The organism is Paraburkholderia sp. NPDC080076, from assembly GCF_050281145.1.
Lineage (GTDB): Bacteria > Pseudomonadota > Gammaproteobacteria > Burkholderiales > Burkholderiaceae > Paraburkholderia.
Genome location: NZ_JBNNWQ010000010.1, coordinates 205,541 through 219,635, shown reverse-complemented (window position 1 = coordinate 219,635; position 14,095 = coordinate 205,541). Strand labels below are relative to the sequence as shown.

Annotated in this window: 12 protein-coding genes; 8 read left to right on the top strand and 4 right to left on the bottom strand. The window is 64.7% G+C overall.

What is annotated here, in order from left to right; genetic code table 11:
* Positions 1-152: 152 nt before the first annotated feature.
* The gene (locus tag ACQKRQ_RS32705) at positions 153-1,124 is read right to left on the bottom strand and encodes a LysR substrate-binding domain-containing protein (RefSeq protein WP_408286551.1); all 972 of its coding nucleotides are present in this window, start codon (positions 1,122-1,124) and stop codon (positions 153-155) included.
* 101 nt (positions 1,125-1,225) lie between these two features.
* Between ACQKRQ_RS32705 and ACQKRQ_RS32700 the strand changes: the two genes are divergently transcribed.
* From ACQKRQ_RS32700 to ACQKRQ_RS32675, 6 genes are all read left to right on the top strand, one after another.
* Positions 1,226-2,302, top strand: a complete 1,077-nt coding sequence (locus ACQKRQ_RS32700) for an ABC transporter ATP-binding protein (protein ID WP_427481536.1) — start codon at positions 1,226-1,228, stop codon at positions 2,300-2,302.
* 65 nt (positions 2,303-2,367) lie between these two features.
* A complete protein-coding gene (locus ACQKRQ_RS32695) occupies positions 2,368-3,081 on the top strand; it encodes an HAD-IA family hydrolase (RefSeq protein WP_408286552.1) in 714 nt (237 codons plus the stop codon).
* 4 nt (positions 3,082-3,085) lie between these two features.
* Positions 3,086-4,423 (top strand): FAD-dependent oxidoreductase, encoded by a 1,338-nt coding sequence (locus ACQKRQ_RS32690; protein WP_427481535.1) that lies wholly within the window; start codon positions 3,086-3,088, stop codon positions 4,421-4,423.
* The gene (locus ACQKRQ_RS32685) at positions 4,420-5,328 is read left to right on the top strand and encodes an ABC transporter permease (RefSeq protein ID WP_408177773.1); all 909 of its coding nucleotides are present in this window, start codon (positions 4,420-4,422) and stop codon (positions 5,326-5,328) included. The genes ACQKRQ_RS32690 and ACQKRQ_RS32685 overlap by 4 nt, the downstream gene beginning before the upstream one ends.
* Positions 5,325-6,119, top strand: coding sequence for an ABC transporter permease (locus tag ACQKRQ_RS32680; RefSeq protein WP_132381733.1), 795 nt, complete (start codon positions 5,325-5,327; stop codon positions 6,117-6,119). Before ACQKRQ_RS32685 ends, ACQKRQ_RS32680 begins: the two co-directional genes overlap by 4 nt.
* Before the next feature lie 24 nt (positions 6,120-6,143).
* Positions 6,144-7,571, top strand: a complete 1,428-nt coding sequence (locus tag ACQKRQ_RS32675) for an aldehyde dehydrogenase family protein (RefSeq protein ID WP_427481534.1) — start codon at positions 6,144-6,146, stop codon at positions 7,569-7,571.
* Positions 7,572-7,671: 100 nt separating this feature from the next.
* On the opposite strand, the gene ACQKRQ_RS32670 is transcribed toward ACQKRQ_RS32675, so the two are convergent.
* The 3 genes from ACQKRQ_RS32670 to ACQKRQ_RS32660 all read right to left on the bottom strand — a co-directional run bounded on the left by ACQKRQ_RS32670 (position 7,672) and on the right by ACQKRQ_RS32660 (position 11,755).
* Positions 7,672-9,351, bottom strand: coding sequence for a GMC family oxidoreductase (locus tag ACQKRQ_RS32670; protein WP_427481533.1), 1,680 nt, complete (start codon positions 9,349-9,351; stop codon positions 7,672-7,674).
* Positions 9,352-9,477: 126 nt separating this feature from the next.
* Positions 9,478-10,539 carry an ABC transporter substrate-binding protein gene (locus tag ACQKRQ_RS32665; protein WP_207915767.1) on the bottom strand — a complete coding sequence of 354 codons (1,062 nt, stop codon included), beginning with the start codon at positions 10,537-10,539 and terminating at the stop codon, positions 9,478-9,480.
* Between the two features lie 220 nt (positions 10,540-10,759).
* Entirely contained in the window at positions 10,760-11,755 is a 996-nt protein-coding gene (locus ACQKRQ_RS32660) for an ABC transporter substrate-binding protein (RefSeq protein WP_427481532.1), read from the bottom strand.
* Positions 11,756-12,027: 272 nt separating this feature from the next.
* On the opposite strand from ACQKRQ_RS32660, the gene ACQKRQ_RS32655 reads away from it, so the two are divergent.
* Together ACQKRQ_RS32655 and ACQKRQ_RS32650 are read left to right on the top strand one after the other, a co-directional pair.
* Positions 12,028-13,032 (top strand): aliphatic sulfonate ABC transporter substrate-binding protein, encoded by a 1,005-nt coding sequence (locus ACQKRQ_RS32655; RefSeq protein ID WP_427481531.1) that lies wholly within the window; start codon positions 12,028-12,030, stop codon positions 13,030-13,032.
* 147 nt (positions 13,033-13,179) lie between these two features.
* Positions 13,180-13,815 (top strand): hypothetical protein, encoded by a 636-nt coding sequence (locus ACQKRQ_RS32650; protein ID WP_427481530.1) that lies wholly within the window; start codon positions 13,180-13,182, stop codon positions 13,813-13,815.
* Positions 13,816-14,095 lie beyond the last annotated feature (280 nt).

Genomic DNA, 14,095 nt, shown 5'->3' with positions numbered 1-14,095 from the left:
AAGGCGGGCCGGCCTGCGGCCCGTCGGCCGATTGAAGGCCGTCGGTAATACTGCGTGAGGTTCGTGACCGAATAATGACGTCGAGAACCAGCCTCGAAGCGACGGCGGCAGAATTGCACTGCGTCAGAAAAGTCGCTGAGCGCCCGCGAACCCTACCCGATCGCCAATCCCGCGTCGGCCAGCGAGCGGCGCAGCCCGAGCTTCGGATACGCGCGATCGACCGCGCGCACGTCGGCGCGCGTTTCCTCGATGATCCAGTCGCGCACGTCGGCCGCGGCCGGCCGCAGCGCGCGGCTCTCCGGCCACACCAGACAGCAGCGCCGGTTCGTGACGATCAGTTCCTGTTCCGCTGGCTGAAGCGCGCCCTCCAGCAGCCAGTGCGACACCACGTTGAGCCAGCCGAGCGCGACGCCCTGGCCGAGCAACGCGGCCTGCACGACGATCGCGTAGTCGTTGAAGCTCAGCATGCTCGCGGCGTGCCGCCCGTGTGCGGCGAACGCTTCAAAGCGCTCATGCCAGCCGCGCTCGCCGTCGTCCATGACGATCACCGTGTCGCCATGCGCGCGCCCCGCCTCCGTGGCGGCGGTTTCGTCATAACGCCGGTTGCACACCGGCAGCAGCGTCTCCGGCATGACCAGCACGCTGTTCTCGCCGATCTCGTCCTCGCGCCGAAAGCGCATGCCGAGATCGACGTCGACGAGCGGCCCGCCGATCCGCCCCGAGATCAACTGAAACCGCAAGTCGACGTTCGGGAACGCCTGATTCAGGCGGTTCATGCGCGGCATCAGCCAGTGCGTGGTGAAGGCCGTGGACACCGACAACGTGACCGACTCCACACCCGTGGCCCGCGCCTCGATCTCGCGGATCGCGCCTTCAATGCCGTTGAAGCCCTCGGAAATCTTCCGGTAAAGGATCTTGCCGTTCTCGGTCAGCTCGATGCCGCCGCGCACCCGCTCGAACAGGCGCACGCCGAGATGGTCTTCCATGCGCGCCAGCATGCGGCTCACCGCGGGCTGGCTCACATATAACTCCTGCGCCGCGCGAGTGAAGTTGCCGCAGCGCGCGGCAGCTTCGAACACGAACAGCGCATTGGCGCTCGGAAGTTTTTTGCGAAGGTTAGGCATGACCTGATGTTATGCCTTCTCCAACAATTTGGGAATTGCCGCCAAAAAGGACGCAGCCTATATTTTCCCTAACGCAGGCTTCTTCAGCGAGACAGGACGCAATGGACGCACGAGCGAAAACAGGTGTTTCGATCCGATCGGCAGCGAAACGTTATGGCCAGGTCGTGGCCCTCGACGACGTTTCACTCGACATCGCCCCCGGCGAATTCGTCTCGCTGCTCGGCCCTTCGGGCTCGGGCAAGACCACCTTGCTCGGTATTCTCGGCGGCTTCGTGCAGCCGAGTTCGGGCGCGGTCTGGGTCGGCGAACGCGACATTACATTCGCGCCGCCGCACAAACGCGACATCGGCATCGTGTTTCAGAACTACGCGCTGTTTCCGCATATGAGCGTCGGCGAGAACGTGGCGTTTCCGCTGCGCGCGCGCCGTCTGCCGAAAGGCACGTGGGCGAAGAAAGTCGCCGACGCGCTCGCGATGGTCGAACTCTCCGGCTACGAGAGCCGCGGCATCAGCCAGCTTTCCGGCGGTCAGCGGCAGCGCGTGGCACTCGCTCGCGCAATGGTGTTCGAGCCGCAACTGATCCTGATGGACGAGCCGCTCTCGGCACTCGACAAGCAACTGCGCGAAACCATGCAGATCGAACTGCGCCGGCTGCATCGCAAGCTCGGCGCGACGATCGTCTACGTGACGCACGACCAGCGCGAAGCGCTCACCATGAGCGACCGCGTGGCCGTGCTGAAGAACGGCCGGCTGGTGCAGATCGACACGCCCGAGCGGCTCTACGACCGGCCGTGCGACGCGTTCGTGGCGAGCTTCATCGGCGAGGCGACGCTGCTCGACGTGACGCGCGCCGGCGACGACGCCGTGCGTCTCGGCGATACCGTGCTGCGCACCGCGCATCCGCTGCCGCATGGCAACAAACTGCTGCTCGCGGTGCAGACCGAAAAACTCGTGATCGACGGCGGCGAGCGCCAGGAAGGCGTGAACCGTCTGTCGTGCCGCGTCACCGAGGTGCTGTATCAGGGCGAAAGCCTGCGCGTGTTCGCCGCGCTCGCCGACGGCACCGCCATCAGTCTCCGGCAGCCCGGCGGCCACGACGCACGCCGCCGCATCCCGCAGCCGGGCGCACAGATGAGCGTGACGCTCGACCCGCAGGACACGATCGTCGTGCCCGCCTGATTTTCTCCGCCCACGCGTGGGGCACTCTCTCTCCGATTCACCGCATACTGCAAAAGGATGATTTCATGAAGCTCACCGATTTCAAGGTCCTGACGTTCGACGTCGTCGGCACACTCATCGACTTCGAGCGCGGCGTGCTCGCCTCCGTGCGGCGCATTGGCGGCCCGAAAGCGAAGGACCTGACCGACGACCAGATCTTCGAACCGTACATGCGTGGCCGCGCGACCTATCCGGGCCGGTCGAGCCACGAAATGGCGAACGTCTATCTCTCGCTCGCGAAAGAACTCGGTCTGCCCGACGACGCGCAATCGGCCGCCGCCTTCCAGCGCGACGTGCTCGAATGGCCGGCGTTCGCGGATTCGGTCGCGGCGCTCAAGCGTCTGCGCAAACATTTCCGCCTGGTCGCGATGACCAACGCGGACCGCGTGGCGCTCTCGGCCTATGCGCACACGCTCGGCGATCCGTTCGACGACACCGTCTGCTGCGACGAAACCGGCGTCGCCAAACCCGACCCGCAGTTCTTCGCATACAACCGCGGCCGTCAGGCAGCGTTCGGCTACAAGTTCGGCGAAATCCTGCACACCGCGCAAAGCCAGTATCACGACATCGGCATCGCCACGAAGCTCGGCTACGCAACCTGCTGGATCGAACGCCGTCAGAACGTGAAGGGCTTCGGCGCCACGCCCGTGCCGGAAACCGTGACCACGCCGACCTTCAAGTTCGCGACGCTCGGCGCGCTTGCGGACGCCGTCGAAGCCGAAGCGCGTCTCGCGGCCTGAGCCGATGCTTGCGCCGATGACACTGCACACGCCCGCGCCTGATTCGCTCTGGCGGGCGCTCCTCGCGGCATCGCCAGGCGCCGGTGCGGCGGTCAGCACCGGCGTGCCGCTCGCCCGCGATCTCGAAGTCGAGGTCGCCGTGATCGGCGCGGGCTACTCGGGCCTCGCCGCCGCGTATGCGCTGCAAAAGCGCGGCGTCGAGTGCGTGGTGCTCGATGCGAATCCGGTCGGCTGGGGTGCGAGCGGGCGCAATGGCGGCGTGGTGTCGTCGAAGTTCAGACTGTCGTTTCCCACCATCGACAAGCTGCACGGTCTCGATACCGCGAAGCGCATGCATCGTCTCGCGCATGAAGGCGTGCGCGTCGTCGAGACGCTGGTCGACGAATTCCAGTTGACGCGCGCCCGCTTCGAACATACCGGCAGCCTGCGCTGCGCTCACACGGAGGCCGCGTTCGCCGCGATTCGCGCCGAAGCCGACTGGGTTCGCACGAATCTCGGCGATACCTCGATGACCGTGCAATCGCGCGCCGCCATCGAGCACGAGACGGGTTCGAAGGGCTTTGTCGGCGGCGTGCTGAGCGCGGACGCCGGCACCATTCTGCCGCTCGAGTACGTGCGCGGACTCGCGCGCGGACTCACGCTGCGCGGCGTGCCGATCTACGAATTGACGCCGGTACAGCAGATGCAACGCGCGTCCGGCGAGACGCGCGTGACGCTGCGCACGCCCGGCGGCACGGTGCGCGCGAAGCAGGTCATCGTCGCGACCAATGCGTATTCCGATCTCACGGCGGCGACCTCGGCGTATCAGCGCGAGCTCGTGCCGTTTCGCAGCGCGATGATCGCCACCGAGCGCCTGCCCGCCGAGCTTGACGCACATCTCATGGTCGAGCGCCGCAGCTACACCGAAACGCGGCGCATGATGAAGTGGTTCCGCAAAGTGGACGGCCGCATGCTGTTCGGCGGACGCGACGCGTTCGGCAAGGAAGGGCAAACAACGGGCTTCGACGCATTGCAACGCGCGATGGTCGCGCTCTTTCCCGATCTCGCGGACGTGCGAGTGGACTATCGCTGGTCGGGCTATGTGGGCATGACGTTCAATTCGCTGCCGCATGTCGGACGCAGCGACGACGCCACGACCTTTTGTCTGGGGTATAACGGAGCGGGGGTCGCGATGGCGAGCCTGCTCGGCCAGCATGCCGCCGCGCTCGCGCTCGGCGAAACGCCCGAGCTCTCGCTGCTCGGCGCGCCCGGCCTGCGGCCCGTGCCCTTTCATTCGCTGCGCGCGCCGGGTGTGAGACTCGTCGCGGCGTGGTATCAGTTTCTCGACGCCGTAGGTGCATGATGACAACCGCCAAACGGATGCTCCAGGGAACCACCTTGATGCAGGCCACCGAGTCCGATCCCGCCGCGCGCTATCAGCGCCGCGAGGATCGCACGATGCTTCTCCTGATGACGCCGGCGCTCCTCGTGATCGTCGTGCTGCTGGTGGTGCCGCTCGCGTGGCTGTCGTGGCAGTCCATCTATCACGACGGCTTTACGCTCGAAAACTACCGCCGCATGTTCACCGGCGCCTACCTTGAAACGTTTCTGCTGACGTTCAAGCTGAGCATCGTCGTGACTGTCATCACGCTCCTGCTCGGCTATCCGGTGGCCTACTTCGCCGCCTCGTTGCCGCCGAAGCTGAGCGCGCTCGTCCTCGGCATGGTGATTCTGCCGTTCTGGACCAGCGTACTCGTGCGCACCTACGCGTGGCTCGTGCTGTTGCAGCGCACGGGGCTCGTGAACAAGGCGCTGATCGCCTCAGGGTTGGTCGACCGGCCGGTGCAGCTCGCCTACAACCAGTTCGGCACGGTCATCGCAATGGTGCATATCCTGCTGCCGTTCATGGTGCTGCCGCTCTATTCGGCGATGCAGAAAATCCCGTCGAATCTCTCGCAAGCCGGCGCGAGCCTGGGCGGCTCGCCGCTGCACGTGTTCCTGCGCGTGTTCCTGCCGCTGTCGATGAGCGGCGTGTTCGCCGGCGTGACGCTCGTGTTCGTGTTGTGCCTCGGCTTCTACATCACGCCTGAACTGATGGGCGGCGGCAAGTCGATCATGGTGTCGATGGTGGTGAGCCGCAACGTCGAGATCTACAACAGTTGGGGCGCGGCGAGTGCGGTGAGCGTCGTGCTGCTGATCTGCGTGTTCGCGATTTTCTATGCCGCGAGCCGCGTGGTGCCACTCGAAAAGACTCTGGGCGCGAAATGAACAAACTCCCGTTCGGACGGATCGTCCTCGGCGCGACCGTCGTGCTGATTCTGCTGTTCCTGATGGTGCCGGTGCTGATCGTGGTGCCGCTATCGTTCTCCGACACGCGCTTCATGACCTTCCCGCCGCCCGCCTACTCGCTGCGCTGGTATCACTCGTTCTTCGACAACCCCGCATGGATCGACGCCGCGCGCACCACGCTCACCGCTTCGATCTGCGCCGCGCTGATCGCCACGCCGCTCGGCGTGGCCGCCGCGTACGCGATCCAGAACGGCACGCACTGGATCATGCGCTATCTGCGCACGCTGCTGATGCTGCCGTTGATGGTGCCGATCATCATCGTCGCGGTGGGCGTGTTCTTCGTGTACTCTCAGGCGGGCTACGTGAATACGCTCGGCGGCCTGATTCTCGCCGATACGATGCTCGGGTTGCCGTATGTGCTGATCTCGGTCGGCGCCGATCTGCGCACCTTCGACCGCACGCAGGAGATGGTCGCGCGCAGTCTCGGCATGAATCGTTTTCGCAGCTTCATGACGGTGACGCTGCCGCAGATCAAGGCAAGCGTGATTTCCGGCGCGGTGTTCGTATTCATTCAGGCGCTCGACGAAACGGTGGTCGCGCTATTCGTGTCGGGCGGTTCGAACCAGACGCTGACACGCCGCATGTTCGTGACGTTGCGCGACGAGATCGATCCGACCATTGCCGCCATCAGCACGATGCTCACCGCGCTGACGCTGTGCCTCGTGATGATCGTCGTGGTGAGCCGTCGCTCCAACGCGGCGCGCGCCTAAACTCTTTCTGAAGACACCTTTTAGATGATCAATGCACTGAAGTTCTATATCGACGGCGCGTGGGTCGAGCCGTCCACCAACGCGCGCCGCGCCGTTGTCGATCCCTGCACCGAGGAAGCGTTCGCCGAAGTGGCGATGGGCACGCCCGCCGATGCCGATCGCGCGGTAGCCGCAGCGAAACGCGCCTTCACGTCGTTCTCGCAGACCACGCCGGCCGAACGCCTCGCATTGATCCGCCGCATTCTCGAAGTGTTTCTCGAACGTCACGACGAGATGGGCGACACCATCTCGCGCGAACTCGGCGCGCCGCGCGCGATGGCGCATGCGTGGCAAGCGGGCATCGGACGGCGGCATCTCGAAGAACTGATTCGCACGTGCGAAACGTTCGCGTGGCAACGCAGGAAAGGCTCGACGCTCGTCAATCACGAGCCGGTCGGCGTGGTCGCGCTGATCACGCCGTGGAACTGGCCGATCAATCAGATCGTCTGCAAGGCCGCACCCGCCATCGCGGCCGGCTGCACGATGGTGCTCAAGCCCAGCGAAGTCACGCCCCTCAATGCCTTGCTGTTCGCGGAGATACTCGACGCGGCGGGCGTGCCGCCGGGCGTCTTCAATCTCGTCAACGGCGACGGGCCGACCGTCGGCGCGGCGCTGGCGGCGCATCCGGATGTCGACATGGTGTCGTTCACCGGTTCGACGCGCGCGGGCGTCGAGATTGCGAAACTCGCGGCGCCGACTGTGAAGCGCGTGCATCAGGAACTGGGCGGCAAGTCCGCCAACATTCTGTTGGACGACGTCGATTTCGAAGCGGCCGTCACGGCCGGCGTCAACTCGTGCTTCAACAACAGCGGACAGTCGTGCAATGCGCCGACGCGCATGCTCGTGCCCGCGGCACGCCATGATGAAGTGGTGGCGATCGCGCGGCGCGCGGCGCAAGCGCAGCGCGTCGGCCCCGCCGATCACGAGCGCACGACCATGGGTCCGGTGGTCAGCAGCGTGCAGTTCGAGCGTGTGGAGCGGCTGATTGCAGCGGGAATCGACGAAGGCGCGCAAGTGGTGGCCGGTGGCCTCGGGCGTCCGCCGGGTCTGGAGCGCGGCTATTACGTGCAACCGACGGTCTTTGCGGATGTGCGCCCTTCCATGAAGATCGCGCGCGAAGAGATCTTCGGCCCGGTCCTCGCGATCATGCCCTATCGCGACGAGGAAGAAGCGATCGCGATTGCCAACGACAGTCCGTTCGGGCTTGCGGCATACGTTCAATCCGCCGATCTGGAACGCGCGCGGCGCGTGGCGTTCAGGCTCCGGGCGGGCAGCGTGTATCTGAACTACCCGTCGTGGGATGCGGGCTCGCCTTTCGGCGGATACAAACAGTCGGGCAACGGACGCGAATACGGCGAATGGGGGCTCGAGGCGTTTCTTGAAGTGAAGGGGATTGTGGGGTTTGGCGAGTGAGCGTACTTCGGCCTTCTGGCGCTTAGCCGGACCGTTCACCGCTTGATGCTTGACGTCTGCCGGGCCGCCGCGTTTCAACGCGGGCGGCCCGGCATTGCATTCACGCGCGGCCGCGCAACATATCAGCAATCCGCTCCGCGATCATGATGGTCGGCACATTCGTGTTCGCGCACGGTATCGACGGCATCAGCGACGCGTCGCACACATAAAGTCCGCTGACGCCATAGACCGCGCCGCGCGCGTCGCAGACGGCGAGCGGATCGTCGGCGGCGCCCATGCGGCAAGTGCCGGACGGATGCCAGGTGCCGCCCACCGACCGCGTTACGAAACGCGTCAACGCGTGATCGTCGGCGAGCAGTTCGTCGAGCGTCACGCCTTGCGTGACCACACGCCTCACCAGCCACGCGCGCAGCGGCCCGGCAATGTCCAACAACGTGCTCAGCGCGCCGCGCTGCAATGCATTCCACGCCCCCGGCACGGCCACGCTCGCGACGCGCGGAGAATAGCTCGAAGGCAGCAGCGTGGCGCGATGCTGCGCCATCATCGGATCGGCCAGCGTGCGGGCACCGAAGCGCAGCGCGAGCTTGAGCCGTTCGAGATCGCGCGCGTCGGATAGCATGTTGAAGTCGACGGCGGGTTCGTCGTGCGGATCAGCCGACGCGAGACTCACGCGACCGCGCGAGTACGACTTGTTCACCCAGAAGAAGATCGTACCGAGCCGGTGGCCAACCGAATGCCAGCCCGAGCGCGACAGGATCGCTCCATGCATGTCGCCGGGCACTGTCCCGCTCACGCCCGACGAAAAGCGCACGATCGCCTGCTCGTGATGCTCGTCGGGATATAACGTGCGGGACGCGCGCGGCAGAAACGCCGAGACCGCAATCGACGGATGCTCCATCAGATTGCCGCCGACGCCGCCTCGATCCGCCACCACCTCGATACCAAGCGCGGCGAGTTCGGCCGCCGGGCCGATGCCGCTTCGCATCAGCAGTGCCGGGCTGTGGATCGCCCCCGAGCAAACGATCACATGTCTGGCGCGCAACGCTTCGCTCGCGCCGTCCGCGCCGATGATCCGCGCGCCAATGGCGAGCTTGCCGTCGAATAGCACGCGTTCGACGAGCGTTTGCGTGCGGATCGTGAGATTCGGGCGAGCGCGCACGGCGTCGTCGAGATAGCAGACCGAGGTCGGGATGCGCTCGCCGGCTTCGCTCACCGCGATCGATCCGATGAACGTGCCGTCCTGCCACTCGCCGTTCTGGTCGTCACGCCGCGTGTGGCCGCGCGCGTTGAGTGTGGCGAGCACCGCGCGCACGAATGGCGAAATGCGCGTCCACGGCGCGCGCTGGATCCGAATCGGCCCGCTCTCGCCATGCAGCGCGCCGCTGAAGTCGCAATCGGTTTCGAGCTTGCGGAAGTACGGCAGGCAGGCGCTCCAGTTCCAGCCGTGCGCGCCGAGCGCGTGCCATTCGTCGTAGTCGGCGGGCGCGCCGCGATTCGCCATCAGCGCATTGATCGCCGAGCCGCCGCCGAGCAGGCGCGCCTGTTCATAGCGGCGCGGCGCGGCCGTAGCACTCATTCGCGCTTTCAGGCGCTGCCAGATATTCGCGGTGTCGAGATAGGCACGGCCGGGATAACGGCTGCGCACCGCCGCGGGCATGTCTGTTCGCGAGATATTGCAGCCGGCCTCGACGAGGCAGACCGTCTTGCCGGCGTCTTCGGACAGGCGCGCGGCAAGCACGCAGCCCGCCGAGCCGCCGCCGAGAATCAGATAGTCGATCACGTTCGATGAATGCGCAGACGATAAGCCGTGCGGGACGCGCGAGAAGCGCTTGGCATTGCGCGCGATATTCGGCGTCCTTGGCGTCCAACGGACGCGAATCCCGCGCTCAAGAAGATACGGCTGCGCTTACTGCATGAACTTGAGCCAGCGCGCCTTCGCCTGGACGCCGGCGTCCGACGCCCACCATTCCTCCGACATCAACGCCTGCTTCGATGCATTTTCCGGCGAACTCGGCAACTCGCTCGCGCGCTTCGCGTCGATCTTGCCGGTTTTGAACGCCGCCGGATTGCCCGGACCGTAGTCGATATACAGCGGCAGATTGGCCTGCAGTTCCGGAGACACCGCCGCGTTGACGAACTTGATCGCCTCCGGCAAGTTCGGCGCGTTCTTCAGCACGCAGAGTTGGGTGTTCTGCAGAATGCCGTCGTTGAACGTGAAGTCGACATCGGGATTGTCCTTGCGCACCGCGCTCGCGCGGCCGTTCCAGATCATCGTCATATCGACTTCGCCGTCGTGCAGCAATTGCGCCGACTGGCCGCCGGAAGTCCACCACACGGTCACGTCCGGCTTGATCTGTTGCAGTTTTTTAAACGCGCGATCGACGTCGAGCGGATACAGCTTGTCGCGCGGCACGCCGTCGGCGAGCAACGCGGCTTCGAGCACGGTCTGCGGGTCATTGCGCAGCGCGCGCGTGCCAGGGAACGCCTTCACGTTCCAGAAATCGGCCCAGTTCTGCGGCACCTTCTTCAGCGTCTTCTTGTTGTAGCCGATCACCGTCGAATAGAACTCGTAGGCGACCGAGTACGGCGTACGGTATTTCTCCGGCATGGCCGCCGCGTTCGGGATCTTCGAGAAGTCGAGCTTCTCCAGCAGGCCTTCCTTGCCGCCGCGCAGGCAATTCGACGTCGGCGTGTCGACCACGTCCCAGATCGGCTTGCCGGTCGCGGCCTGGGCTTTGATCTGCGGCCACGCGTCCGGAATGCTGTCCTGGTTCACGGTGATGTTGAGCTGCTTCGCGGCCGGGTCGAGGATCGCCTTGGTCTGCGCCTCCTGATAGGTCCCGCCTTGCGAGACGAAGGTAATCTTGCCGGCCGCGGCAAACGCGGGCGTCAAACACGCGGGCGCGAGATTCGCGACGCCGAGGATCAGAACAGCGGCAAGCGGGCGCAACATGGGCTTCTTGATCACGACGGGGTCCTCGAGACGGTTGAGCGAACATATCGTCGATGTCATGCATCGTTGAGCCCAATATAGTGAGTCTATTTATCCGCGACAACGCCCGAATTGTTGGAGTGCCCATGACGTCACGTTATGACGTCGTTGGTCCGGCCAATGGCGTGAAAACGCCGGTTGCGTAGGCGCGCCGGACGCACCGGCCCGCTCATGCCAGGTTATCGGCTCTTGCGCGTCACACGTTCGCGATATGTGTGTCGGAAATCGCGCGCACGTCGATGCGCCGCGGCAGAATCGCGTCGCGATTAGCGCTGTCGGCGACCTTTTGCAGCGCGCTGATATCCGCCTCGTTGACGAAGTGCTGTTTCAGCGACGCGCGCTGCGTGATGCGCTTCGCGGCATCGAGCGGCGAACGCGTCAGCGTCGCGTAGATTTGCGCGTAGGCGTCGGGATTCGCGAGCGCCCAATCGCCCGCGCGCTGGAATCGCAACAACACGTCGGCGATCGCCGCGCGTTTGCGCGGTTCCGCGAGGGCCGCCCCCGAGGCCGTAATGAAACCCAGCCCGCTATTGATGCCCGTGCCGTCACGCAGAACGCGCGCGCCGCGTTGCACGGCGATGCCGTAGTACGGGTCGAACGTGGCCCACACGTCGATCGAGCCGGACGCGAATGCGGCAAACGCATCGACGGGCAGGATGAAACGGACGTTGACGTCATCTTTCGAGAGACCGGCTTCGGCTAACGCGCCATAAAGCTGGAACTGCGAAATGCTGCCCCGCGCTGACGAAACGAACACTGTGCGCCCCTTCAGGTCCGCGACCGTGCGGATCTTCGAGTCCTGCGCGACCAGAATGCCGAGTTGTTCGCCGGAACCGACGCGCGTCGCGACGATCTTCAGCGTCGGGTCGCCCACGGCTGCGGCAAGCACCGGCAAATCGCCGGCCGGCGCGAGATCGACGGCGCCCGCGCGCCGTGCTTCGAAGAGCGGCGCCGCGCCCTGGAAATTAGCCCAGCGAAACGCGTACGGTGCGCCGTCGAGCACCTTGGCCGCTTCGGACAAAGCACGCGTGCCGCCCGCCTGATCGCCGAGTACGAGTGTGACCGAGGCGAGGTCGGCAGCCTGTACGTCGAGTGAATTGAATGCGCCCGATGCGGCGAACGCCGGCACTGCGCTCAAGAGTTTGAGTGCACGCCGCCGTGCGGAAAACGAAGTAGAAATAGAACCGGCCATATGCCCTCGCTGACGATGTGCCAGCAAGCGTAGCGACGAACATGGCATCTGAGAATTATTCTCTTTCGATATGTTTATATCGAATCAATATTTATCTTTTGCATTTAATGGCGCATGCGGATCGCCTCATTCGCTCTGTGTTTTCGATGCACGCATGCGCTTATGCGCTGGCGTTCGATCTTTAGCTGAAACCATCAGTTCGCGCCGCACAGGGTCGTTGCTAGCATGGCCGATTGGCCTTCTTTTCAGACTCGACTCAAGGACTATGAATCATGGCGCTGCTCAACAGACGGGCTTTTATTCGCGTCGCGCTGGCTTCCTCGCTGACTACGCTCGCGGCGCGCAACTACGCGCAAACATCGGCTGCGAGCGGCGAATCCATTACGCTGCGGATCGGCTATCAGAAGTCGTCGACGTTGATCACGCTGCTCAAGGCGCGCGGGTCGCTCGACAAGGCCCTCGCGCCGCTGGGCGTGCGCGTGTCGTGGAATGAATTTTCGAGCGGCCTGCCCTTGGCCGAAGCGCTCAATGTCGAGGCTGTCGATTTCAGCGCGGACGTCGCCGACACGGTGCCGATCTTCGCGCAAGCCGCGCACGCGCGCTTCGTCTATGTCGCGCAGGAAGCGCCGTCGCCGGGCGCGCAGGCGATCATCGTCAAACAGGACGGTGCGCTCCATTCGCTCGCCGATCTCAAGGGCAAGCGCATTGCCGTGACCAAGGCCGCCGGCAGCCACTATCTGCTGCTTGCGGCGCTCATCAAGGCAGGCCTCACGCCCGCGGATGTGCGAATCAGTTACCTCACCCCGGCCGACGGCCGCGCGGCCTTCGAGCGCGGCAGCGTCGATGCGTGGATCACGTGGGATCCGTACGTCGCATCCGTCGATCGCGCCGCGGACGTGCGCATTCTCGCGGACGGCAAGGGACTCGCGTCGTATCAGCGCTACTATCTCGCGTCGAATCGCTTCGCAGCGGCGCACCCCGGGGTCATCCAGATCGTGTTCGAGCAGTTGACGCAAGCAGGCGTTTGGCTGCGCGCGCATCCTCAGGAAGCGGCCCAGACGCTCGCGCCGATCTGGGGACTCGACGCCGCCACGATTGAACGTGCGAATGCGCGCCGCAGTTATCTGGTGCGCCCGGTTCTTGCGCAGAATTTCGGCGAGCAGCAAAAGATCGCGGATACGTTCTTTCAGGCCGGATTGTTGCCCGCCAAAGTCGAGACTGCGCAGGCGCAACGCTGGGACTTCGGCGCGAAACGCGGAGAACCTGCGGGTAGCTGAGGGATTAGCTGACGGGGGATGTCCAAAACGGTGTCAAAACGCGTGGAGAAAACCGAATAAATCGCATTGCAAAACGCCGCCCAAAATGTTTTTTGGCGGTCGATTATCATGATTCGATCACCTCACTCGAACGACTCGGTGTTGGATATGACGAATACAGGCAAGGCGTTGATAATCGCGCTGGTTCTGGTGGACGTGGGATTCATCTCTTACCAGCTTCTCCCTAAGGGCAATCGCTCCGAGGCGGCGCCGGACACGGTAACGGCCAACTCCGTCACGACGGCGGCGGTCGATCCGCGAGCGGACGACACGCATGTGACCGCGGGCAACGTGGTTCCCACTTCGCCGTCCGCGAACAGCACGGGCGAGATCGCGGGCGCACCGTTGCCGTCTAAATCTGGCCCCATCGCCAATGATGCGCAAACGGCAGCGCAGCCACAAGCATCGCGACATAAACAGCCGGGCCGCGCGCCCGCATCGCCGGAGACGCGCGAATCCGTCGCCGCGAAGGCAAACGCCGCGCAGCCGATGGGCCGCGCGCGCGACGATCTGACCCGGCATGGCTCGAATGCCGTCGCGGCGGCTATGACGGAGCAACTCGTCAGGGAATCTTCCAAACCCGATCCGTCGTTGCCTATGCCGCCGCCGATGCAAGCCGCGCCGACCAGCCAGGACCACCGCGGTTCGAACCCCGTCGCCGCCGCGATGACGCAGGAACTCGTGAGGGAATCCGCACGGGTGAATGCTGCCTCTCAGGGACCGGCACCGAGCGGCACACAGTAAGATTGCAGTCCGAACTAATTGAATGACTGCTGGTTTTCGATCAACGGATGGTCTGATCAACTATCCGGCAATATGGTGTCGCGTGCCTCTCAAAGTTGGCAACTCTCTGCCGTCGAACACATTACCCGACGAGTCTGAATGTCCTGTCGCTTGCTCGCGTCAACGGAAACCGTGACACGTGTTAGCCATGAAGTTGGCAGGCGAACATCCTATACTGATTCGGACTGCCTCCTGTCTCTCGCGCAGTGGCGGTACGCGTTGTCGTAAACAACAATCTCGC

Bases quoted from the DNA above. Each gene is read 5' to 3' on its own strand.
- ACQKRQ_RS32700 (WP_427481536.1), top strand. From the start codon at position 1,226: ATGGACGCACGAGCGAAAACAGGTGTTTCGATCCGATCGGCAGCGAAA.
- ACQKRQ_RS32680 (WP_132381733.1), top strand. From the start codon at position 5,325: ATGAACAAACTCCCGTTCGGACGGATCGTCCTCGGCGCGACCGTCGTG.
- ACQKRQ_RS32650 (WP_427481530.1), top strand. From the start codon at position 13,180: ATGACGAATACAGGCAAGGCGTTGATAATCGCGCTGGTTCTGGTGGAC.
- ACQKRQ_RS32675 (WP_427481534.1), top strand. From the start codon at position 6,144: ATGATCAATGCACTGAAGTTCTATATCGACGGCGCGTGGGTCGAGCCG.
- ACQKRQ_RS32690 (WP_427481535.1), top strand. From the start codon at position 3,086: ATGCTTGCGCCGATGACACTGCACACGCCCGCGCCTGATTCGCTCTGG.
- ACQKRQ_RS32655 (WP_427481531.1), top strand. From the start codon at position 12,028: ATGGCGCTGCTCAACAGACGGGCTTTTATTCGCGTCGCGCTGGCTTCC.
- ACQKRQ_RS32660 (WP_427481532.1), bottom strand. From the start codon at position 11,755: ATGGCCGGTTCTATTTCTACTTCGTTTTCCGCACGGCGGCGTGCACTC.
- ACQKRQ_RS32685 (WP_408177773.1), top strand. From the start codon at position 4,420: ATGATGACAACCGCCAAACGGATGCTCCAGGGAACCACCTTGATGCAG.
- ACQKRQ_RS32695 (WP_408286552.1), top strand. From the start codon at position 2,368: ATGAAGCTCACCGATTTCAAGGTCCTGACGTTCGACGTCGTCGGCACA.
- ACQKRQ_RS32705 (WP_408286551.1), bottom strand. From the start codon at position 1,124: ATGCCTAACCTTCGCAAAAAACTTCCGAGCGCCAATGCGCTGTTCGTG.